The organism is uncultured Salegentibacter sp., assembly GCF_963972535.1.
Lineage (GTDB): Bacteria > Bacteroidota > Bacteroidia > Flavobacteriales > Flavobacteriaceae > Salegentibacter.
On sequence record NZ_CAXAVR010000036.1, the window covers coordinates 1 to 23,561 of the forward strand.

20 protein-coding genes are annotated in these 23,561 nt (G+C 37.7%); 13 read left to right on the forward strand and 7 right to left on the reverse strand.

All coding sequences use genetic code 11. The features are described 5' to 3' along the window. Positions 1 to 104: 104 nt before the first annotated feature. The 5 genes from AACZ30_RS06560 to AACZ30_RS06580 all read right to left on the reverse strand — a co-directional run bounded on the left by AACZ30_RS06560 (position 105) and on the right by AACZ30_RS06580 (position 2,787). Positions 105 to 899 carry an undecaprenyl-diphosphate phosphatase gene (locus AACZ30_RS06560; RefSeq protein ID WP_339648385.1) on the reverse strand — a complete coding sequence of 265 codons (795 nt, stop codon included), beginning with the start codon at positions 897 to 899 and terminating at the stop codon, positions 105 to 107. Positions 900 to 905: 6 nt separating this feature from the next. Then, complete coding sequence (locus AACZ30_RS06565; protein WP_079711187.1) at positions 906 to 1,157, reverse strand: DUF3098 domain-containing protein; 252 nt, start codon at positions 1,155 to 1,157, stop codon at positions 906 to 908. Between the two features lie 161 nt (positions 1,158 to 1,318). After that, a complete protein-coding gene (locus tag AACZ30_RS06570) occupies positions 1,319 to 1,654 on the reverse strand; it encodes a hypothetical protein (RefSeq protein WP_075325632.1) in 336 nt (111 codons plus the stop codon). Between the two features lie 215 nt (positions 1,655 to 1,869). Then, the gene (locus AACZ30_RS06575) at positions 1,870 to 2,499 is read right to left on the reverse strand and encodes a metallophosphatase domain-containing protein (protein WP_339648387.1); all 630 of its coding nucleotides are present in this window, start codon (positions 2,497 to 2,499) and stop codon (positions 1,870 to 1,872) included. 72 nt (positions 2,500 to 2,571) lie between these two features. Continuing rightward, positions 2,572 to 2,787, reverse strand: a complete 216-nt coding sequence (locus tag AACZ30_RS06580; protein ID WP_075325634.1) for a hypothetical protein — start codon at positions 2,785 to 2,787, stop codon at positions 2,572 to 2,574. A 181-nt stretch (positions 2,788 to 2,968) separates the two neighbouring features. On the opposite strand from AACZ30_RS06580, the gene AACZ30_RS06585 reads away from it, so the two are divergent. Then, positions 2,969 to 4,486 (forward strand): hypothetical protein, encoded by a 1,518-nt coding sequence (locus AACZ30_RS06585; protein ID WP_339648388.1) that lies wholly within the window; start codon positions 2,969 to 2,971, stop codon positions 4,484 to 4,486. On the opposite strand, the gene AACZ30_RS06590 is transcribed toward AACZ30_RS06585, so the two are convergent. Further along, the gene (locus AACZ30_RS06590) at positions 4,483 to 5,313 is read right to left on the reverse strand and encodes a universal stress protein (protein ID WP_339648389.1); all 831 of its coding nucleotides are present in this window, start codon (positions 5,311 to 5,313) and stop codon (positions 4,483 to 4,485) included. The two genes, AACZ30_RS06585 and AACZ30_RS06590, sit on opposite strands and share 4 nt — an antisense overlap. Before the next feature lie 159 nt (positions 5,314 to 5,472). Here AACZ30_RS06590 and rimP point away from each other — a divergent pair, with 159 nt between their 5' ends. Genes rimP through infB form a run of 3 tightly spaced genes read left to right on the forward strand, consistent with a single transcriptional unit; the run spans position 5,473 to position 9,988 of the window. Next, positions 5,473 to 5,934: a ribosome assembly cofactor RimP gene (gene rimP, locus AACZ30_RS06595; protein WP_075325637.1), complete on the forward strand. Its 462-nt coding sequence runs from the start codon at positions 5,473 to 5,475 to the stop codon at positions 5,932 to 5,934. Between the two features lie 12 nt (positions 5,935 to 5,946). Then, positions 5,947 to 7,179: a transcription termination factor NusA gene (nusA, locus tag AACZ30_RS06600; RefSeq protein WP_075325638.1), complete on the forward strand. Its 1,233-nt coding sequence runs from the start codon at positions 5,947 to 5,949 to the stop codon at positions 7,177 to 7,179. 55 nt (positions 7,180 to 7,234) lie between these two features. Then, positions 7,235 to 9,988 carry a translation initiation factor IF-2 gene (gene infB / locus AACZ30_RS06605; protein ID WP_208224140.1) on the forward strand — a complete coding sequence of 918 codons (2,754 nt, stop codon included), beginning with the start codon at positions 7,235 to 7,237 and terminating at the stop codon, positions 9,986 to 9,988. 106 nt (positions 9,989 to 10,094) lie between these two features. Here the strand turns inward: infB and AACZ30_RS06610 are convergent, their stop codons facing one another. Then, positions 10,095 to 10,484: an SPOR domain-containing protein gene (locus tag AACZ30_RS06610; RefSeq protein WP_075325640.1), complete on the reverse strand. Its 390-nt coding sequence runs from the start codon at positions 10,482 to 10,484 to the stop codon at positions 10,095 to 10,097. Positions 10,485 to 10,706: 222 nt separating this feature from the next. Here AACZ30_RS06610 and AACZ30_RS06615 point away from each other — a divergent pair, with 222 nt between their 5' ends. The 9 genes from AACZ30_RS06615 to ruvB all read left to right on the forward strand — a co-directional run. Further along, entirely contained in the window at positions 10,707 to 12,080 is a 1,374-nt protein-coding gene (locus AACZ30_RS06615) for a cytochrome c3 family protein (RefSeq protein ID WP_339648390.1), read from the forward strand. A gap of 53 nt (positions 12,081 to 12,133) precedes the next feature. Continuing rightward, the gene (locus AACZ30_RS06620; protein WP_339648391.1) at positions 12,134 to 15,202 is read left to right on the forward strand and encodes a TAT-variant-translocated molybdopterin oxidoreductase; all 3,069 of its coding nucleotides are present in this window, start codon (positions 12,134 to 12,136) and stop codon (positions 15,200 to 15,202) included. A gap of 33 nt (positions 15,203 to 15,235) precedes the next feature. Continuing rightward, the gene (gene nrfD / locus AACZ30_RS06625) at positions 15,236 to 17,044 is read left to right on the forward strand and encodes an NrfD/PsrC family molybdoenzyme membrane anchor subunit (RefSeq protein WP_075325643.1); all 1,809 of its coding nucleotides are present in this window, start codon (positions 15,236 to 15,238) and stop codon (positions 17,042 to 17,044) included. A gap of 5 nt (positions 17,045 to 17,049) precedes the next feature. Then, positions 17,050 to 17,577: a DUF3341 domain-containing protein gene (locus AACZ30_RS06630; protein ID WP_075325644.1), complete on the forward strand. Its 528-nt coding sequence runs from the start codon at positions 17,050 to 17,052 to the stop codon at positions 17,575 to 17,577. Between the two features lie 5 nt (positions 17,578 to 17,582). Then, complete coding sequence (locus AACZ30_RS06635) at positions 17,583 to 18,284, forward strand: cytochrome c (RefSeq protein ID WP_339648393.1); 702 nt, start codon at positions 17,583 to 17,585, stop codon at positions 18,282 to 18,284. 25 nt (positions 18,285 to 18,309) lie between these two features. Then, entirely contained in the window at positions 18,310 to 19,683 is a 1,374-nt protein-coding gene (locus AACZ30_RS06640) for a quinol:cytochrome C oxidoreductase (protein ID WP_339648394.1), read from the forward strand. A gap of 35 nt (positions 19,684 to 19,718) precedes the next feature. Beyond that, complete coding sequence (locus tag AACZ30_RS06645; protein WP_339648395.1) at positions 19,719 to 20,786, forward strand: cytochrome c oxidase subunit II; 1,068 nt, start codon at positions 19,719 to 19,721, stop codon at positions 20,784 to 20,786. Positions 20,787 to 20,813: 27 nt separating this feature from the next. After that, entirely contained in the window at positions 20,814 to 22,640 is a 1,827-nt protein-coding gene (locus AACZ30_RS06650; protein ID WP_075325648.1) for a cbb3-type cytochrome c oxidase subunit I, read from the forward strand. A gap of 169 nt (positions 22,641 to 22,809) precedes the next feature. Then, positions 22,810 to 23,561, forward strand: a 752-nt coding sequence (gene ruvB / locus AACZ30_RS06655) for a Holliday junction branch migration DNA helicase RuvB (protein ID WP_339648396.1), incomplete at its 3' end; no start/stop codon positions are given.

Sequence of the window (23,561 nt, forward strand, 5' to 3'; positions counted from 1 at the left end):
ATCCATAATCAATGTTTACAAGGGCTAATATACGGCTCTTATATGTATAACTCAAAAAGTTTATTTGGTTTCTCCTTAGAAAAGTAATTCCAAGAAAAATTTATTTAATTATAATAAGCAACCGCTATAGAAACAATTCCTGCGATAAAGCAGTATATAGCAAAATAAGAGAGCTTACTCTTCTTTACAATACTAATCATCCAGGTACAGGCAGCGAGCCCGGCAAGAAAAGAGGCAATAAAACCAATGGCTAAAATAGAGAAAGAAGTTGTGCTTTCCATTAAGTTGCCATCTAAAAGATCTTTGGCTATTTTTCCTAAAATTAAAGGAACAACCATTAAAAATGAAAATCTTGCCGCTTTTGTTTTATCGTTTCCTAATAATACCGAAGTAGAGATTGTAGCGCCGCTACGGGAAATTCCGGGTAAAATTGCGATAGCCTGGGCTACCCCAATAACAAATGCATTGCTATAACTCACGGGTTTATCGGTGTTTTTGGCTTTATCTGCCAGCCACAATAATAAGGCAGTAACAATAAGCATAAAGCCTACAAAAATAATATTGCCGCCAAACAGACTTTCTAATTGCTCTTCGAAGAAAACACCAATAATGGCAGCGGGAATCATGGAAAGAATAATCTTTAATGAAAATTTGAATTCATCGTTCCATTTAAGTTGAAAGAGCCCTTTAAAAATTTCTGCTACATCTTTTCTAAAAACAACAAGAGTGCTAAGTGCTGTGGCAGCGTGGAGAATAACGGTAAAAAGTAATGATTCACTGGGAATGCTATTATCTCCTAAGATTGCTTTACCAAGTTCCAGATGACCACTGGAAGAAACAGGTAGAAATTCGGTTAGCCCCTGGATTATCCCCAGAATGGCAGCATCTAATTCGTTCAATGTAGTTTACTTTTTGGGATTTAATAAAATAGCATATACTTCTATTGCGAAACCAAGAAGTACTAAAGTTGGAGCCAGACGAATACGCTGAAAATTATAAATATCTGGATTAAAAGTATTTGGATCGTCGCTTCCACCACCGGCCATTAGAATAAAACCTAAAGCTATTACCGCCAGCCCTATAAACATAAACTGGTAATTCTTCTTTTCAAAAATGAAGTATTTTTTATGATCTGTGGGTTGCTGTTTTTTACTCATAGTAAGCGATAAGGTATAAAGCGTGTATTTTTAATTCCAGGGTTAAAGCTTCAAAATTAACTAATTTATGTTGAAACAGTAGTATTGAAATAATTAAAAATAAAATAATAAAAAAGCCATACGGTAGGGCGTATGGCTTTAGTCTTTAAGGGCTTAAAATTTTAAGCCGCGTGGTAAATGTTGTAGTGATTCAGGATTTCCTGATAGAAATCCATGCTTTTTTCGTCTTTTTTTAGACAGGATTTCAAAAAACGTTCTAAATCCTGGCATTCAAAAGTAATTCCTGTGTACTTACGTTTTCCAACCGGTATTTTTAAATCTACCGTTTGTTCCTTGTAATTAATTTTTACATTTTTTGCATCAAAATATTTTTTGATAATAGCACGATGCATAAGATTATAATTTGAATTCTCTTCAGAATCAAAATTATAAATACTGTAAGAAATCAGGTTTTTTACCTCATCTAATGTGGTATTTGGGTTAGTATTATTATTCATAGGTGTTGGTATTAGGTGTTAGCGTTCGCTAAATTACACCATGATTTCCTTTTCTCTGTTAAAAAAGTTCTAATAATCCTATGATTAGCAAATATTTAACGACTAAATAAACTTTTTGTATTTTTTTTAAACTTAGAAGCCCTTTATGTGAGAGAAAAGTACTACAGTAAGTTTAAGGGGTTTCCCTTATAGCGGTGAAACGAAGTTTTTTGTATCTAATTAATCGCTATTTCGAGTGGCGGGTGAAGATATCGGTATTTATTATCTAAACAGGACGCATTTACAAATTTTGTTCCTCCTACAGTAGTAATTCCATAAGAATCGTGCACGTGGCCAAAAATATGAAACTTAATTTCACGATTTTCTATGGTTTTAAATAGCGAAGCGCAACCAATATGCCTTCCATTATTTAAAACGTCTTTAATTTTATAAGGTGGAGTGTGAGATATGAGTACGTTAGTATCTGCAGGAATTTTTTCCCAGTGAGCATCTATTTCCTGGGTTTGCGGTTGGTTAAAAGCCCAGGTGCCATCACCGGGAGTTACCGGGGAGCCCCAAAATTTAATACCGTTAATTGTAATTTCACTTTCCTTTAAATAATGAACGTTTTCAGGGATAATTTCCTGAATTTCTTCTTTGCTGGATTTTTCAAAAAAGAAATCATGATTGCCGGCAATAAAAATTTTGTGTTTGTGTGGCTGTGAAGAAAACCATTTTAGGAAATCTACCACTTCCCTTTTAGTTCCTCCTTCGGTAATATCTCCCGCGTGAATTAAAATGTCTCCCCCGGGAATAGGAATTTGTTCGTGCTTATTATGAGTGTCTGAAATGCAAATTAACTTCATACGTAAGGGCAAAATATAAAAAAATCCGAAAGAATATATCTTCCGGATTTTACTCTTTTAAAACTTTGACTCTTAATTTTCTTCAGATTCTTCTTCCGAAGAAATATAGTCTTTATCTATAGGTAGTAATTTATTAGTTATTTTAGTTACAGAAAATGCCACAATTACTGCAGTAACTGCAAAAAATAGAAACTTAATAAGAAGGCTGTCGCTTAGCGCAAAACTATACACCGCAAGAAAAATTTCTACGGCAATAAATACTATTTTTATACTAAGCTTAAAAATCATAATTTCTATTAGGTTACGGGGCAAATATACAATCAAAAACCATTGAAAATTTGATACTTATAGGCTTTTGCTAAAATTTAACGCAAAGAAGACTTTGGGGTTAAATTTTTAAGTTAAAAACTCTTAAACAGTGAGGCTAAGTGTTTTGAAAATGTAAATTTCGGTCATAAAAAATGCGAGTTTGAAGAAAAAATCTAAATTATTCCTGAGTTTTATTGTTATTCTTATTGTTCTGGCTATTGCTATAATTGGAGGCAATATGTTTATTGAAAACAAAATGGAAACTGCCCTGGAAGAAAATCTTAAAAAGGCCGAATTTAAATATGAAGACCTTAATGCAAGCCTCCTTGGCAGAAGTGCATCAATAAGTAATCCCGTTTATAAAAAGAACGGAATGCAAATTAATGCGGAAGAAATTAAGATAGACGGGATTGATATTTTTGAATATATAAGCAATAAAAATATTGAAATAAATACCTTAAAATTCACTAAACCGGAAGTGACAATTTATACTGAAGCTGGAAAAGAAAAAGACACTTCAGAAGAAGGAAATTCTGCTGAAATAGACCTTTTAATCAAATCGGTTGAGGTGATTGATGGCAATTTTAAAATGGCTAAAAACGATTCGGTTAAAGAGCAGCTTTTTGCAAATATCCCTTCTCTAAATTTAAAACAAGTAAGTGTAAATCGAGAATCTTTAAAAAGTGCACTACCTTTTAATTACGAGGAGCTCGAAATGACTTCAGATAGTTTATTTTTCAATCTCAACGATTTACATGATATGTATGTTGAAAAGATGAAAATGAAGGAGAACTCTCTTAGCTTCAGCAATATTAAAATGAAACCTTTATATGATAAGCAGGAATTTCAGAAACATATTCCTTATGAAAAAGACAGGTTTGATTTGAGCCTGGGAGAATTAGCTTTAGAATCTTTTAACTGGAGTTTTAAAAACGATTCCCTTAGTCTTGAAAGTAGCACTACCGCAATAACCAATGGCGATATTAAGATATACCGGGATAAACAAGTGAAAGATGATCCCCGGCAAAAGCCTATGTATAGTAAAATGATTAGAGAACTGCCTTTTAAGCTAAAAATAGATACGCTTAAGGTTAATAACCTGGCAATACAGTACCAGGAGTTGGTGAATCCAAAGAGAGGACCCGGAAAAGTGACTTTTAAAAATCTTAATGCCAGTATTTATAATATTAGCAATGTAAATATGGATGCTGAAGATTTTCCCAGAACAGATATTGATGTGCAAACTCAGTTTCAGGGGGAGGCCAAATTAAATGTAAACTGGAATTTTGATATCTCAAATAGAGCTGATGTATTCTCAATTTCCGGGCAAATGGATAGGATTTCCAGCGAAGGGATTAACCAGTTTATGGAGCCGGCCTTAAACGTGAAAGCTGAAGGTGGAATTAGAGATATGCGATTTAATTTTACTGGGAACAATCAGAATTCTACCGGAGATATGAAACTGGTGTACAAAGATTTTAAAGTAGAAGTACTGCAAAAGGACGGGGAAGAGGAGAATAAGTTTCTTTCGGCATTAGCCAATCTAATTGTAAATAATGATGCCACTTCAGAAGAAAAAGAGCAGGAAGGCATAAAAACCCAACGAACCCAAAATAAATCTTTCTGGAATTACCTATGGAAAAATGTTAGAAACGGTGCTTTAAAATCCTTTCTTTAAATTTTGAAGGTAACAACCGGCATATTGGCGTGGTTTACTAAATCTTCGCTAATACTTCCATTAAAAAAGTGGGCCAAACCTTTGCGGCCGTGAGTACTAATCCCAATTAAAGCTTTTTTCTGTTTCATAGCGAAGTTTAAAATTCCTTTTTCTACGCTCACGTCGTTATAAATATGCATCTCGTAATCGTGAATATTAAAACCTGAAATAAAATTATCTATACGCTTCCTTACCTCGGTACTGGTAATAAAGTTATTAGGGGTGTTTATAAAAAGTAAATGGAATTTTGCTTCTATTAATTGCGCAAAGTTGTAAGCTTTCTCTAGCGTATGTTTGTTGCTACCATCGGCATCTGTGGCGAAAATAAAATTTTCAACTTCAAAATTCCCGTGTTCATTTTTAATAACAAGTACCGGTATATGGGAAGAACGCACCACTTTTTCAGTATTACTGCCAATAAACATTTCTTTAAAACCGCTCGCGCCGTGAGAACCCATAATAATTATATCACAATCATAATCCTCGCTAACTTCCATAATTCCTTCAAAAGCCTGGTGAAACATTACGGTTTCGTGAACTTTAATATCTTTTAAAAAAGGTCTTTGCATAAGTTTTGCAAACCGCTGGTGAGCCAGTTTCATAAAGAAAATAGATTCTGGTAAATTTTGGCTATTGCCGCCGGCCACAGGATCTATAAGCTGCATGGGTAGCTCTAACATATGTAGAAGATAGATCTCACTATTATGTTTTTTGGCTAATTGCGCCGCAATTTTTAATGCATGTTCGGCGGTATCAGAAAAGTCGGTAGGAACGAGTATCTTTTTCATTAATTCCTCTAAAAGATTAAAAATGATTGCTTTATTAAAGTTAAGTATAAAATTTCATTTAAAGTCTGGTTTTCTTTCTCTGAAATTATTATTATATTTGCAGCGTTGAAACTAAAAAAGTACAGCGAGGGGACATAAAGTCCCCTCTTTTTATAAGCTATGTTGCAGGATAAAGTAGAAAATTTGTTGAAGGAAGCTTTCCAGGAAAATAATTCACTATTTTTAATAGACCTAAACATTACCAACGACAACAAGATATCTGTTGTGATAGATGGTGATAATGGGGTTTCTGTTAACGATTGTATTGCGGTAAGTCGCAAGATTGAACACAATCTAGACAGGGAAGAAGAAGATTTTTCTTTGGAAGTTAGTTCGGCTGGAGTTTCTGAGCCTTTACACCTGGAACGGCAATACAGGAAAAACCTGGGTAGAAAACTACAGGTGACTACCAATAACGAAAAAATTGAAGCAACTTTAACCCATGTAGATCAGGACGGGATTAAGCTTAACTGGAAAGCCAGGGAGCCAAAACCGGTAGGAAAAGGAAAGCATACCGTAGAAAAAGAAGCGGTATTGCCATATTCTGAGATTACAGACGCTAAAGTTATGATAACATTTTAACCTCAAATTGATATGGAAAATATCGCCTTGATTGAGTCATTTTCAGAGTTTAAAGATGACAAATTGATAGATCGTGTAACGCTTATGGCCATCCTTGAAGATGTGTTTAGAAGTGCGTTAAAGAAGAAATATGGTGAAGACGATAATTTTGATATTATTGTAAACCCAGATAAAGGGGATTTAGAGATTTGGAGAAACCGGGTTGTAGTGGCCGATGGTGAGGTAGAAGATCCTAACCAGGAAATTTCACTTACTGAAGCCAGAAAAATTGAGCCCGATTTTGAAGTGGGTGAAGATGTATCAGAAGAAGTAAAACTTGTAGATTTGGGGCGCCGTGCAATTTTAGCTTTAAGACAAAATCTTATTTCAAAAATTCACGAACACGATAACACCAATATTTTCAAGCACTTTAAAGAGCTTGAAGGCGAAATTTATACCGCAGAAGTTCATCATATTAGGCATAGAGCCATTATTTTGTTAGACGACGAAGGAAACGAGATCGTTTTACCAAAAGATCGCCAGATTCCTTCAGATTTTTTCAGAAAAGGAGATAACGTAAAAGGAATTATAGAAAGTGTAGAGCTTAAAGGAAATAAGCCCACAATTATACTTTCACGTACGGCTCCGGTATTCCTTGAAAAACTATTTGAACAGGAAATTCCTGAAGTTTTTGATGGATTAATTACCATTCAAAATGTGGTTCGTGTTCCTGGTGAAAAGGCTAAAGTAGCTGTAGATACTTATGATGATAGAATTGATCCTGTTGGTGCCTGTGTAGGTATGAAAGGGTCCAGAATTCATAGTATTGTACGTGAATTGGGGAATGAGAATATAGATGTGATTAATTTCACCAATAACGATCAGTTATATATTACCCGGGCGCTGAGTCCTGCAAAAATTACATCTATTAAATTAGATGAAGAAAATAAAACGGCCGAGGTTATGCTGAAGCCGGAAGAAGTTTCTAAAGCCATTGGCCGTGGAGGTCATAATATTAGGCTTGCCGGGCAGTTAACCGGTTACGAAATAGACGTTTTTAGAGAAGGGGTTGAGGAAGATGTAGAATTGAAGGAATTCTCTGATGAAATTGAAGATTGGGTAATTAAGGAATTTTCAAGAGTTGGGCTGGACACTGCAAAAAGTGTTTTGGAACAGGAATTGGAAGACCTTATTAGACTTACCGATTTAGAAGAAGAAACCATTAGAGAAGTAGTGAAGGTTTTAAGAGAAGAATTTGAAGAGTAGTAAAAAACTCATTGAATATATAATAATTAAAAGAGGTTAATTTAGAGGGCAATTTATGGCTGAAGCAAAAACAATGCGACTAAACAAAGTATTACGTGAATTCAATATTTCGTTAGACCGGGCTGTAGAATTTTTAAATTCTAAGGGTCACGATATTGAGGCGCGTCCTACTACCAAAATCTCATCCGAAGTTTATCAGGTGCTTTCTGATGAATTTGAGACCGATAAGTCTAAGAAAGTCGAGTCTAAAGAAGTTGGTGAGGAAAAAAGAAAGGAGAAGGAAGAATTGCGTTTAGCAAGAGAAAGAGAGCTCGAAGAAAAGCGCAAAGCCGAGGAGAAGAAAGAGGACGAGAAGCGCAAAGAAGAGGCAGTTACTGCCAGAGCTAAATTAGCTGGTCCTAAAAAAGTAGGTAAAATAGACCTGGATAAAAAACCAGAGAAGAAAGCCGAAAAAGAAGAGGAGAAACCAGCGCCAGCCGAATCTAAGCAGCCAGAGGAAGCTAAAAAGCCTGAAGCCGAAATAGAAAAGCCTGAACCTCAAAAACCTGTAGAAGAAGCACCTTCTAAAGAGGAGAAAAAGCCCGAAGAAGTTTCTAAAAAAGAGGAAACTCCTTCAGAAAAAGAAGAAGAGCCTAAAGAGGCTGAGTCAATGACTCATAAGACTAATTATACCAAACTTAACGGCCCTAACTTTACCGGAAAGAAAATTGACCTTTCTCAATTTAAAAAACCGGAAAAGAAGAAAGACGAAAAGAAAGCTGCCGAAGAGAAAAAGGAGAAAGAAAAGCGTAAAAAGCGTCGTCGTAGAATTAGTAAAGATGTGAAGCCTGGAGCTTCAAACCAGGGTGGTGGTAAGAAAGGAGCCCCTAGAAAAAGAGCTAAACCTATTACTAAAGAAGAGCCTAGCGAAGAAGAAGTTCAAAAGCAGGTTAGAGAAACCCTTGAAAAACTTCAGGGTAAATCTGGTAAAGGTAAAGGAGCTAAATATAGAAGAGATAAAAGAGATCAACACCGTCAACGTTCAGAAGACGATCTTGCACAGCAGGAAACAGATAGTAAAATCCTTAAGGTTACAGAGTTTGTAACCGTGAGTGAAGTTGCTACGATGATGGATGTGCCGGTAACGAAAGTAATTTCGGCCTGTATGTCTCTTGGAATGATGGTAACAATGAATCAGCGTTTAGATGCTGAAACACTTTCTATTGTTGCAGATGAATTTGGTTACGAAGTAGACTTTGTAACTGCAGATATCGAGGAAACAGTAGAAGAAGTTCCTGAAAATCCTGAAGATCTCGAAGAAAGAGCACCAATTGTAACTGTAATGGGTCACGTAGACCACGGTAAAACTTCTTTGCTGGATTATATTCGTAAAGAAAATGTTATTGCCGGGGAAAGCGGAGGTATTACACAGCATATTGGAGCCTACGGTGTAGAGCTTAAAAACGGTCAAAAAATGACCTTCCTGGATACTCCTGGTCACGAAGCCTTTACAGCGATGCGTGCCCGTGGTGCACAGATAACAGATATCGCGATTATTGTAATTGCTGCAGATGATGATGTGATGCCGCAAACCAAAGAGGCTATTTCTCACGCCCAGGCTGCCGGTGTTCCTATCGTTTTTGCGATTAATAAATCTGATTTGCCAACGGCGAATCCAGAGAAAATTAAAGAAAAACTGGCAGGGATGAACTTGCTTGTTGAAGACTGGGGTGGTAAAGTTCAGTCGCACGATATATCAGCTAAAACAGGAATGGGAGTTGAAGAACTTCTTGAGAAAGTTTTACTGGAATCTGAAATTCTTGAATTAAAAGCTAATCCGTCTAAAACTGCAACAGGTACCGTAGTAGAAGCTTTCCTTGATAAGGGTAGAGGTTATGTTGCTACCATTATTGTGCAGGCAGGAACCTTAAAAATTGGAGACTATGTATTAGCAGGTCGCCATAGTGGTAAGGTGAAAGCAATGCACGATGAACGTGGACACGAGGTTAAAGAAGCAGGGCCAGCAACGCCGGTTTCTATTCTTGGACTTGATGGTGCGCCGCAAGCGGGTGATAAGTTTAAAGTGATGACAGATGAGCGTGAAGCTAAAGACATTGCCGCTAAACGAACTCAGTTACAACGTGAGCAGAGTGTTAGAACTCAGCGTCATATTACCCTTGATGAAATTGGACGTAGAATTGCTTTAGGTGACTTTAAAGAACTTAATATTATCCTTAAAGGTGATGTTGATGGTTCTGTAGAAGCATTAACCGATAGTTTCCTTAAATTATCTACTGAAGAAATTCAGGTGAATATTATTCATAAAGGAGTAGGTGCTATTACAGAAAGTGATGTGTTACTTGCTTCGGCTTCAGATGCGGTAATTATTGGATTTAACGTTCGTCCTGCTGGAAATGCAAGACAGGTAGCCGATAAGGAAGAAATTGATATCAGAACTTACTCGATTATATACGATGCTATTAACGATCTTAAAGATGCGATGGAAGGAATGCTTTCTCCAGAGCTTAAAGAAGAGATCACTGGTACTGCAGAGATAAGAGAAACCTTTAAGATTTCTAAAGTAGGAACTATTGCAGGTTGTATGGTTACCTCTGGTAAAATCTACAGAAGTTCTGGAATACGTTTAATTCGCGAAGGCGTGGTGGTTTACACCGGCGAACTTGCTTCATTAAAACGTTTTAAAGATGATGTTAAAGAAGTAGCTAAAGGTTACGATTGTGGTATCCAGGTTAAGAATTACAACGATATTAAAGAAGGGGATGTTATAGAATCATTCCGTGAAGTAGAAGTGAAAAAGAAACTTAAATAATTAAGTTTTACTCTTAAATAGAAAAAAGCGGCTTTAGGGCCGCTTTTTTTATGATTTTATTTAAAATAAATTAAAAGTCTATTTAAATTAATTTTTTGCTGAAGAATTATCTGCGTCTGGGTTTTGGAATAAAAGCAGAAGGGAAGCTTTCTTTTATTTTTAAAAGCGCCCTGTCGGCTTCCAAACGATTCCTGAAGTTACCAACCCAAACCTTATAATTAGGCGCTTCGTAAGCGATTAGTGAAGGGTATTCAAATTTGCTTCGGTAATCTTTTATTACCTCGTTTGCTTCTCCATTATTTCCGTAGAAAAGTTGAATCTTATAGCGGTCTCCAATTTCATTATTCTCGCTCATTTCAGATTTTAACTCCAAAAGTTTAGAGAGCTTATCGTCTTCGCTTATATTTATCTGGCCTTCCTGAGCTGTTAAATTCAGTAAAGAAAATCCTGAAAGAAAACAACTTAAGAGTATTTTGTTTATGCTTAATTTTCTCATAGTTATTTATTTAAGGCAAAAGTATAATTTAATAACTTAAACAAGCCTGGTTTTATTATTTAGAACTGATATAAATTACCGATTAACACTTATCTAACATTCCTAAAATCGACTATAAGTATTACTTTTGTTGCCGAATTTAAGGGTACAAAGTGTTAATATTACTAAGGCTTAAGGCTTTAAAAACCGTACCAAAGTTAAGACGTTAATTCAACTTATAATATGAAAAAGGTGAAATACCGCCACTCAACTTCGCGACTATTGCTCTTAAGTGTAGCATTTTTTATCTCATTTAGCGTTTTGGGAATTGCACAGGAGGAGGCCTCTCAGGATGCCGCAGGGGAAGGCCAGGAGCAAACCGATGAATCATCGGGTGAATCTTCAGAAGCTGATGCAGCTGCTGCGTCAGATCTCGGGGATCCTGCGAATGGGAAATCTCTGTTTAATTCACTTTGTGCTGCCTGTCACAAACCATATTCCGCGGGTATTGGTCCTGCTCTTCACGGCGTTACCGAGAAGAGAGAAATGGATTGGTTGTACCGCTGGATTAAAAACAGCCAGGATTTAATTTCGTCTGGAGACGACCAGGCCGTTGCGATCTACGAAGAGTATAATCAAACCGCAATGCCGGCTTTTCCTCAATTATCAGATGCTGATATTGATGATATCCTTGCTTATGTAGAACAGCCGAAACCAGAACCTCAAGCGGCGCAAACCGGTGGGGAGTCAGGTGGAGGAGATTCTTCTGGTGGTGGTGTATCGGTAAATGTTATTCTTGCAATTTTGGTGTTCGTTCTGGTAATGCTGCTTGCGGTATTATTCCTCGTAAACAAAACACTTAGAAATTTTGCTCAGGCAAGTGGTGTTGTAGTTCCTGAAAAACCTAAAAGAAAACCAATTTGGAAGTCTTTCGTTGAAAATCAATTCCTTGTTTTAATAAGTGCTGTTTTTGGCTTACTGGTAATTGGTTGGTTTGCTTACGGCTTCTTTATGCAGGTTGGGGTAGATCAGGGTTATGAGCCAATTCAGCCAATACATTATTCACATAGAATTCACGCTGGTGATAATCAGATAGATTGTAAATACTGTCACTCTTCAGCCAGAACATCTAAGCAGGCGGGTATCCCATCGCTTAATGTATGTATGAATTGTCATAAATCAATTTCAGAAGTAGCTCCAGAAACTGCTACGGCTGAATATTCAAAAGAATTTTATGACGGTGAAATTGCAAAACTTTATGATGCTGTAGGTTGGGATCCGGCAGAACAGGATTATACTGGTGAGGAAAAACCGGTTAAATGGGTTCGTATTCATAATCTTCCAGATTTCGCATACTTTAATCACTCTCAACACGTATCGGTTGCCGGGGTGCAATGTCAGAAATGTCACGGTCCAATCGAAGAGATGGAAGTGGTTTATCAAGACGCTCCTTTAACTATGGGATGGTGTATTAATTGCCACCGTGATACCAAAGTTAGAATGGAAGGAAATGAGTACTATGAGAAAATTCACGATGAATTGTCTAAAAAGTATGGTGTAGAGGAGCTTACAGTAGCTCAAATGGGTGGTCTTGAATGTGCCAAATGCCATTACTAAAAATTTTTTCCCGGGTGTTCGGGGTTAATAAAGAAGTTAATATCTAGATATATATGTCATCAAACAAAAAATACTGGAAAAGTGTTGAAGAGCTAAATGAAAACAGCTCTGTTGTTGAGACGCTCCAACAAAAAGAATTTGCTGAAGAGATTCCGGTTAATGAATTTCTTGGGGATAAAGATTCTCTTGAAAGTTCAAAAACTTCAAGAAGGGATTTCTTAAAATATGTTGGGTTTAGTACAGCAGCGGCCTCATTGGCTGCCTGTGAAGGTCCTGTGATTAAGTCTATTCCTTACGTGGTACAGCCAGAGCGTATTGTTCCCGGGGTGGCTAACTACTATGCCTCTACAATTGCCGATGGTTTTGATTTTGCCAGTGTACTGGTAAAAACCAGGGAAGGAAGACCTATTAAGATTGAAAATAATGAATTGTCGAAGTCTAAAAGCGGGGTTAACTCTCGTGTTCATGCTTCGGTATTGTCAATGTATGACGCTAATAGGGTGAAACGCCCAATGATTGAAGGAAGAAATGTTTCCTGGGAAGAGTTTGACCGTGAGGTTGGAAATGCCCTTAATAATGTTTCTGGTGATATTGTTTTAATGACGCAAACTTTTGCCAGTCCTTCAACTGCAAAATTGATCAATGAGTTTTCAGAAAAGTATCCAAATGTTCGTCACGTTGTTTACGATACGGTTTCTGAAGATGCTGCTTTAAATGCATTCCAGTCTAAATTTGGACAACGTGCATTACCAAATTACGACTTTTCTAAAGCTGAAACCATAGTTTCTGTTGGAGCCGATTTTCTTGGTGACTGGCAGGGTGGTGGTTATGATGCGGGCTATGCTAAAGGCCGTGTGCCGAAAGAAGGTAAAATGTCCCGTCATATTCAGTTTGAATCTAATATGAGCTTAAGTGGTGCAAATGCAGATAAGCGTATTCCTGTAACACCATCTCAGCAAAAAGCTGTTTTGGCTGCGCTTTATGGATATGTTGCAGGTGGATCTTCTACCAGCAATTTACCTGCTAAAATTGACGATGCGGTTGTTAAAGCGGCTCGCCAATTAAGAAAGGCTGGAAGTGGAGCTGTTGTGGTTTCTGGGATTCCAGATGATAATGCACAGGCTTTAGTACTTGCAATTAATGAAGCTCTTGGAAGTGGTGTTATGGATACCGCTAATGCCAGAATGATTCGCCAGGGTAATTCTCAGGCAGTAATGCAAGCTGTGGAAGATATGAAATCTGGATCTGTTGGTGCGGTGTTAATGGCTGGGGTAAATCCTGCTTATTCGTTGCCAAATGGAGAAGAATTCGCTGAAGCTCTTGCAAATGTAGAAGTTTCTCTTGCCTTTAGTATGAGCCCAGATGAAACTGCTACACTTTGTAAATATGTAGCCGCGACTCCTCATTACTTAGAGAGTTGGGGTGATATTCAATATACTACTTCAAACTTTAGTTTAATGCAACCTGCAATTAGACCATTGTTTGATACCAGACAATTTCAGGATTGTTTGTTGAAGTGGACAGATAATAATCAATCTTATCACGATTATATAAAAGAAACCTGGAGTGGTAATATTTCTTCATGGAATACTGCCCTTCACGATGGTGTTTTTGAAGCAACTTCGCCTGTAAATGTGGAAATTGCTGAAGGTTCCGGGTCTGTAAATGTGGCCACGGCGGCCAGTGAATTGGCGCGTTCTGCAGAAGGTGAAGGTATGGAGTTAACGCTTTATACAAAACCATCTATGGGTGATGGTCAACAGGCTAACAACCCGTGGTTGCAGGAAATGCCAGACCCTCTAACCAGGGCATCCTGGGATAATTATCTAACTGTTTCTAAATCTGATGCTGAAGCTTTAGGTTTAGAAAATGATAATGATTCTAATGGAGGTTTAAACGGAAGCTATGTTAACGTAACTGTAGATGGCACAACGGTTAATAATGTTCCTGTAATTATTCAGCCTGGTCAGGCTAAAGGTTCAGTAGGACTTGCCCTTGGTTACGGTAAGAAAGAAGGATTGCAAAAAGAAATGCAGGTAGGTGTAAACGCTTATCCTTTATATAAGAATTTAAATGCTGTGCAGTCGGTAACTATTGAAAAAGTTTCCGGTATGCACGAATTTGCCTGTGTGCAGCTTCACAACACCTTAATGGGACGTGGAGATATTATAAAAGAAACCACGCTGGAAATTTTCAATACAAGAAATGTTAGCGAATGGAATTCTGTTCCAAATGTTTCTTTAGATCACGTTGAAAAACCGGTAACATCTCCTGAAGTTGATATGTGGGATGGTTTTGACCGTAGTATTGGTCATCATTTTAATCTTTCAATAGATCTTAATGCCTGTACCGGTTGTGGTGCCTGTGTTATTGCCTGCCACGCCGAAAATAATGTTCCGGTTGTAGGTAAAAGTGAAGTTAGAAGATCTCGTGATATGCACTGGTTGCGTATTGATAGGTATTATTCTTCTGAAGATACTTTTATAAACGATCTTGATAAAAAAGAAAATATCTCTGGTTTAGGAAGTTCTCTTTCTGAATTTGGTGAATTGGAAGAGCCGGCAGATAATCCGCAGGTAGTATTCCAACCTGTAATGTGTCAACACTGTAACCACGCTCCTTGTGAGACTGTGTGTCCTGTTGCTGCAACTTCTCACGGAAGACAGGGACAAAACCAAATGATCTATAACCGTTGTGTAGGTACAAGATATTGTGCAAACAACTGTCCTTATAAAGTACGTCGTTTCAACTGGTTTAATTACGCTCAAAACGAAGAGTTTGATTACCATATGAATAATGACCTTGGAAGAATGGTTATTAATCCTGATGTAACAGTACGTTCTAGAGGGGTGATGGAAAAATGTTCTATGTGTATTCAAAAAACACAGAAAACAATTCTTGATGCCAAGCGTGAAGGAAGAGAAATTGAAGATGGTGAATTCCAAACGGCTTGTTCTGCTGCTTGTGATAAAGGCGCTATGACCTTTGGTGATATTAACAAAGAAGGAGCAGTAATTCGCGATAGAAAAGAAGATGATAGAATGTATCACTTGTTGGAATATGTGGGTACTAAACCTAATGTGATGTACCAAACAAAAGTTAGGAATACAACAGAAGCTTAATAAAATTAATAAAGAAATCAATTAAAAAAGGATATGTCTCATTACGAAGCACCTATACGAAAGCCTTTAGTTACCGGGGATAAAAGCTACCACGACGTTACCGTGGATGTGGCTGCGCCGGTAGAAGGAAGGGCGAATAAATCCTGGTGGATTGTCTTTTCAATTGCCCTTGTTGCCTTTCTTTGGGGTGTAGGTTGTATAATTTACACTATTTCCACAGGTATTGGTACCTGGGGGCTTAATAAAACTGTAGGCTGGGCCTGGGATATTACCAACTTCGTTTGGTGGGTAGGTATTGGTCACGCCGGGACGCTAATTTCGGCTGTACTTTTATTATTCAGACAAAAATGGAGAATGGCAATTAACCGTTCTGCAGAGGCGATGACAATTTTCTCGGTAATGCAGGCTGGTTTGTTTCCTTTAATTCACATGGGTCGTCCCTGGTTAGCTTATTGGGTACTTCCTATTCCTAACCAATTTGGTTCGTTATGGGTTAACTTTAACTCGCCACTGCTTTGGGATGTATTTGCGATATCAACTTATCTTTCGGTTTCGCTTGTGTTCTGGTGGACAGGTTTACTTCCCGATTTTGCGATGATTCGTGACCGGGCAATTACCCCTTTTAATAAAAAGATCTACGGAATTTTAAGTTTCGGTTGGAGTGGGCGTGCAAAAGACTGGCAACGTTTTGAGGAAGTTTCTTTGGTACTTGCCGGGTTGGCAACTCCATTGGTACTTTCAGTACACACTATTGTATCTTTTGACTTTGCTACATCGGTTATTCCGGGATGGCACACCACAATTTTCCCTCCTTACTTTGTTGCAGGAGCGGTATTTTCTGGTTTTGCAATGGTAAACACCCTTCTTATTATTATGAGAAAGGTTTCTAATCTTGAGCATTATATTACCATACAGCATATTGAATTGATGAACATAGTAATTATGATCACCGGTTCTATTGTTGGGGTTGCCTATATTACCGAGCTTGTTATTGCGTGGTACTCTGGAGTGGAGTATGAACAATATGCGTTCCTTAACCGGGCAACAGGACCTTATGCCTGGGCTTATTGGGCAATGATGACTTGTAACGTATTTTCGCCACAGTTTATGTGGTTTAAGAAACTACGTACCAGCATTATGTTCTCGTTCTTTATCTCTATCGTGGTAAACATCGGGATGTGGTTTGAGCGTTTTGTGATTATTGTAACTTCACTTCACCGTGATTACCTTCCATCTTCCTGGTCAATGTTTTCGCCAACCTTTGTAGATATTGGTATTTTTATTGGAACCTTAGGATTCTTCTTTGTATTGTTCCTTTTATATGCCAGATCGTTCCCTGTAATTGCGCAAGCGGAAGTAAAAACTATACTTAAATCATCTGGATCTAAATACAAAAAGCTTAGAGCCGAGCATGGAGATGATGTTAAACATTATACTCCTGTAAATGTAGGTGAGCCTAAACAGAATATCGCTAATAAGGTTGATAAAAAAATGGATGATGAAGATGCTTATAAAGAAGGCGATAATGATGGGCATAATGAAACGGTAAATGCAGATGCATTAACGCTGTCTGAAGTTCAAAAGGATAGAATAGACGAAATGTTGGAAAGAACAGGTTCATTTAATCCTGAGAATCAAACGGCAGATGAACTACAAAAACTTAAGGCAGTAGGTCCTTTCCTTGAACAGCGTTTACATCAGGTAGGTCTTTATACCTATGTTCAGGTAAGTAAACTTACCCAGGATGATTTTGAATTGCTTGATGAAGTAATAGAGAACTTCCCTAATTCAGCACAACGTGAAGATTGGGTAGCACAGGCAACTGAACTAAAAAATAAGTAATTAAGATGGCATCAAAAGTTATACACGCTATTTATAATGATGACGACCTGCTTTTGCAAGCTGTAAAGCAGGTAAGAGAGGCCCGTTATCATATTGGTGAAATTTATACTCCAATGCCTGTTCACGGTTTGGATAAAGCTATGGGCCTTGCGCCAACAAGACTTGCTATAACCTCTTTTTTATACGGTGTAGTAGGGTTTGTAGTTGCAGTTGCAATGATGAATTTTATAATGATTGAAGACTGGCCCCAGGATATTGGAGGGAAGCCAAGTTTCAGTTTTATTGAAAATATGCCGGCCTTTGTGCCAATTATGTTTGAGCTTACCGTGTTTTTTGCAGCTCACCTTATGGTAATTACTTTTTATATGAGAAGTAAATTGTGGCCATTTAAACAAGCTGAAAATCCCGACGTTAGAACAACCGATGATATGTTCTTGATGGAAATAGATGCAGCAAATCATAACGTAGATGAGTTAACCAAATTCCTTTACGATACCGGTGCCGCTGAAATTAAATTAATAGATAATAAATAGCCAGAATGAGAAATTTGTTCTATAAAGCGATAATATTGTTCCTGGTTGGGGGCTTTGTAATGTCTTGTGCAGATAGCGATAAGCCTAATTACCAGTTTATGCCAGATATGTATGAGCCTATAGGTTATGAGGCGTATGGAGAATATGATATTTTTCAAAATGGACAGGAGGCAAAACTCCCTGTAGAAGGTTCTATCCCTAGAGGTTGGATGCCTTACGATTATGAAAATACCCCAGATGGCATGGCAAATGCCAAAGCCAACCTTAATAATCCCTTGCCTTACACGGAAGATAATCTAAATGAAGGAAAACAATTGTATACCATATATTGTGCAGTTTGTCACGGTGACAACGGTGATGGCCAGGGTATTCTTGCTGAAAGAGAAAAAATACTTGGGGTTCCAGCCTACGATGATGCCGGACGGGCTATTACCGAAGGTAGTGTTTACCACGTAATCTACTACGGATTAAACACCATGGGTTCTTATGCCGCGCAAACCAGTGAAGAAGAACGTTGGAAGATTACGCATTATGTGATGAATCTTAAGAACGAGTTAGAAGGTGGTGAAGAAATTCCTTTTGAAGAAGTAAAAGAAGCCTCTATTGCTGAAGCAAACCCAGTAGAAGTAGAAAGAGCTCAGGAAAATGCTGAAGAGGTACAGGGAGAAGGAGCTGTAACCGGCGCTGAAGAGCAAAACAATAATTAAGAATAAAGCATTTAGATCTATAAATATGTACACGCTATCCAGTAAATTAAAATTAACAGCAATTATTTTTATGATTGTTGGTGCCATTGGGCTCGTGATTGGGTTTTTACAGGCGCCATCAAATTTGGATGATGTTAGGGAAATGATGGCTGCAGAAGAGCATCACGGTGAAACATCTCATGCCGAAGAAGGGGAAGCTAACTTCGCTGAAGCAGAACACGGGATGTTATTAGATGATGAGCCTGGTAGAAATGCAGAGGGTGATCACGCTGCAGAAGCAGGCGCACATGATACCGAACATCTTGAGCATAAATTACACCAGTTGCAGAATAAGCCCTGGGCGGCAATTTATGTAGCGGCATTCTTTTTCTTTATGATCTCTTTAGGTGTTTTAGCTTTTTATGCTTTACAATATGCCTCGCAGTCAGGTTGGTCTCCGGTTTTATTTAGGGTTATGGAAGCCATTTCGGCTTACATTGTTCCCGGTGGGATCATTATGTTTGTGCTTTTAGCGCTTTCCGGTTTTCATTTGAACCATTTATTTGTATGGATGGATCCTGAAGTTGTAGCGCACGATGAGATTATTCAAAATAAAACAGCATATTTAAATGTACCTTTCTTCTTAATAAGAGCCGCCATATTTTTAGCCGGTTGGTTCCTATTTAGACATTTCTTAGTAAGAAACTCAAGAAGATTGGATGAGGCAACAGATAACTATTACTTTAAAAAGAACTTTAAACTTGCAGCAGGATTTTTAGTATTCTTCCTTATTTCAGAATCTATTATGAGCTGGGATTGGATTATGAGTTTAGATCCACACTGGTTTAGTACTTTATTTGGATGGTATGTATTCTCGAGTATGTTCGTTTCAGGTATTACTGTAATTGCTTTAGTAAGTATTTATCTAAAATCAAGAGGTTATTTACCATTTGTTAATAATAGCCATATACACGATTTGGCCAAATATATGTTCGGTATAAGTATTTTCTGGACTTACCTTTGGTTCTCACAATTTATGCTTATTTGGTATTCAAATATTCCAGAAGAAGTAGTTTACTTTATTAGTAGAATTGAAAATTATGGGTTACCATTCTTTGGTATGGTAGTGTTAAACTTCCTATTCCCATTACTTGTATTAATGAATAGTGATTATAAAAGAGTAAACTGGTTTGTGGTAATGACGGGTATCGTTATACTTGTAGGTCATTATCTGGATGTATTTAATATGGTAATGCCGGCAACTGTGGGAGAATCATGGTTTATTGGAATTCCTGAGATAAGTGCAGTACTTTTCTTTGGAGGATTGTTTACTTTTGTGGTCTTTAGCGCGCTAACTAAAGCTCCGTTACTTGCTAAACGCAACCCATTTATAAAGGAAAGTGAACATTTCCACTATTAATAAAAGATTTGATTGTTTAAAGAAGAACTTATAAAATGACCGTATTTTTAGTAATAATAGTATTAGCCCTTTTGGCCGTTACCGGTTGGCAAATGTCTAAGATTTTTCAGATGTCTCAGGGGCCGGGAGCCGAGAGTTCTGAAATAGCTAACGACAACGATAATAGACAACAAGCCAAACTAATGCTTTGGTTTATGATCTTTATCTATGTAGGTATGGCTTATAGCTTTTGGCATTGGAGTAAATTATACCTTCCAGAAGCTGCTTCAGAACACGGAAACCAGGTAGATACTTTAATGTTTATTTCCATCGGACTTATTATGGTGGTGCAGGTTATTACCCAGGCCTTGCTACACTGGTTCGCTTATAAATATCAGGGGAAAAAGGGGAAAAGAGCACTCTTTTTTGCCGATAACGATAAACTTGAATTTATCTGGACTATTATTCCGGTAATTACTCTTGCAGGTTTAATAATCTATGGATTATTTACCTGGAGTGATATTATGAATATAAGCGAAGATAATGATCCTATTGTTGTTGAAATCTATGCCAAGCAGTTTAGCTGGCAAGCCAGGTACGCTGGAGAAGATAATACTTTAGGGGAAGCTAACGTACGTTTTATTGAAGGGATAAACACCGTGGGATTAAATGAAAATGATCCTTATGCAGATGATGATAAGATTACAACAGAGCTTCACCTCCCAGTAGGAAAGGAAGTATTGTTTAAATTTAGATCTCAGGATGTATTACACTCGGCTTATTTTCCTCACTTTAGAGCTCAAATGAACGTAGTACCCGGTATGGTTACCCAGTTTGCTTTTACTCCAGATATTACTACTGAAGAAATGAGGAATTCAGAGTATATGGTAGATAAAGTAAAAACCATTAATGAAATTAGAAAAAATAACAGCGAGGCTTTAATGGCTGAAGGAGAAGCGCCATTAGATTCCTACGAATTTGATTACTTCCTGCTTTGTAACAAGATTTGTGGTGACGCGCACTACAATATGCAGATGAAGATTATTGTTGAAAGCGAGGAAGATTATAACGAATGGTTGAGTGAACAGGATACGTTTGCTACAACTTTGGAATCACAAGAATAACAGAACTAAAAAGAATATAATTTAGATATGTCAGCAATAGCAACAGCACCGGCTCACGATCACCACGACGATCACGGACATCATCATAAACAAACTTTTATTACTAAATATATATTTAGTACAGACCATAAGATGATTGCCAAGCAATATCTTATTACGGGTATATTAATGGGAATAGTAGGGATTATGATGTCCGTGCTTTTCCGTATGCAATTAGCCTGGCCAGAAGAATCTTTTATGCTTTTTGAATGGCTATTAGGAGATAAATGGGCTCCAGACGGAGTAATGACTCCTTCTATTTACCTTGCTTTGGTAACCATTCACGGTACTATTATGGTATTCTTTGTACTAACTGCCGGTTTAAGTGGTACGTTTAGTAACTTATTAATTCCGCTTCAAATTGGCGCACGGGATATGGCCTCTGGATTTATGAACATGCTTTCATACTGGTTGTTTTTTATCTCTTGTGTGATTATGCTTAGTTCGTTATTTATAGAATCTGGTCCTGCATCTGCCGGGTGGACAATTTATCCGCCGCTTAGTGCACTGCCTCAGGCTATTGGAGGTTCAGGAATGGGAATGACCCTTTGGTTAATTTCTATGGCTATCTTTATTGCATCATCACTTTTAGGTTCACTTAACTATATTGTTACCGTTCTTAATCTTAGAACCAAAGGAATGTCTATGATGAGACTTCCACTTACTATTTGGGCATTTTTTGTTACCGCTATTATTGGTGTGGTTTCATTCCCGGTATTACTTTCTGCGGCACTATTACTTATAATGGATAGAAGTTTTGGTACTTCTTTCTTCCTTAGTGATATTTATCTTGAAGGAGAAGTGTTAAGCCACCAGGGAGGTTCTCCGGTTTTATTTGAACACTTATTCTGGTTCTTAGGTCACCCCGAAGTTTATATTGTAATTCTGCCTGCAATGGGTATTGTTTCAGAAGTTTTAGCAACAAACTCTCGTAAACCAATTTTTGGTTACCGTGCGATGGTTGCTTCAATTTTAGCAATTGCATTCCTTTCTACAATCGTATGGGGTCACCATATGTTCGTTTCAGGGATGAACCCATTCTTAGGTTCAGTATTTACATTTACAACCTTATTAATCGCAATTCCTTCTGCAGTAAAAGCCTTTAACTGGATCACTACGCTCTGGAAAGGTAACCTGCAAATGAACCCCGCGATGCTGTTTTCAATCGGTTTTGTTTCAACATTCATCACCGGTGGTCTTACAGGAATTATCCTTGGAGATTCAACATTAGATATTAACGTTCACGATACATATTTTGTAATTGCCCACTTCCACCTGGTAATGGGTATCTCTGCCATCTACGGTCTTTTAGCCGGGGTTTACCACTGGTTCCCTAAGATGTTTGGCCGAATGATGAACAAGAACCTTGGTTATGTTCACTTCTGGATAACCGCAGTGGGTGCTTACGGGGTATTTTTCCCAATGCACTTTATAGGGCTTGCAGGTTTACCAAGACGTTATTATACCAACACGGCATTCCCATATTTTGATGACCTTGCCGATGTTAACGTGATTATCACCGTTTTTGCCCTTATTACAGCGGGTGTACAGGTTGTATTCCTATATAATTTCTTTAGCTCGATTTTCTTCGGACAAAAAGCTACTCAGAACCCATGGAATTCAACTACTTTAGAATGGACAACTCCGGTAGAGCATATTCACGGAAACTGGCCTGGAGCTATTCCTTCAGTTTACCGTTGGTCTTACGATTATAGTAAAATGAACCTTGAAGGTACAGATTATGTGCTTCCTGGTCAGGATTTTGTTCCGCAGAATGTTCCGCTTCAGGATCACGAAGAAGAATTGAATCATTAAAACTGAATAAAATAGATTTTAAAACCTCTTCGGCAACGGAGAGGTTTTTACTTTTTATAGGTTTTGTAAATACATTTTAATTGAATTTATAACTTAAGTTCTTTTAAATTTGGCCCGCGCTATTTTACTTATCTTTGTTAAACTAGCTTATCTTTAATTTTGCTGATTTATGAATGAAAACCTGGATCCCAGCGGAGAGAATTTTTCTCCTGAAGAATTTGATATCGAAAGGGCATTGCGCCCCTTAAGTTTTGTTGATTTTGCCGGCCAGGATCAGGTTCTGGATAACCTTAAGGTTTTTGTTGAAGCTGCTAATCAACGTGGTGAAGCTTTAGACCATACCCTTTTTCACGGACCTCCCGGCTTGGGGAAAACTACTTTAGCGCATATTTTGGCTAATGAATTGGAGGTAGGAATTAAAGTTACTTCAGGTCCCGTTTTGGATAAACCGGGTGACCTTGCGGGATTACTAACAAACCTGGAAGAACGCGATATTCTTTTTATAGACGAAATTCATAGGTTAAGTCCGGTTGTTGAAGAATATCTTTATTCAGCAATGGAAGATTACCGAATAGATATTATGATTGAATCTGGACCTAATGCCAGAACGGTTCAAATTAATCTAAACCCATTTACCCTAATAGGAGCCACCACGCGCTCTGGCTTGCTAACAGCGCCTATGCGGGCGCGTTTTGGTATTTCCAGTCGCTTACAATATTATTCAACAGAATTGCTTTCAGACATTGTGCAGCGTAGTTCAGAAATTCTTCGTGTGCCTATTAGCCTTGATGCTGCAATAGAGATTGCAGGGAGAAGTCGCGGAACACCTCGAATTGCGAATGCATTGCTTCGTCGTGTTCGGGATTTTGCCCAAATTAAAGGCAATGGAAAGATTGATATGGAAATCGCTAAATACGGTCT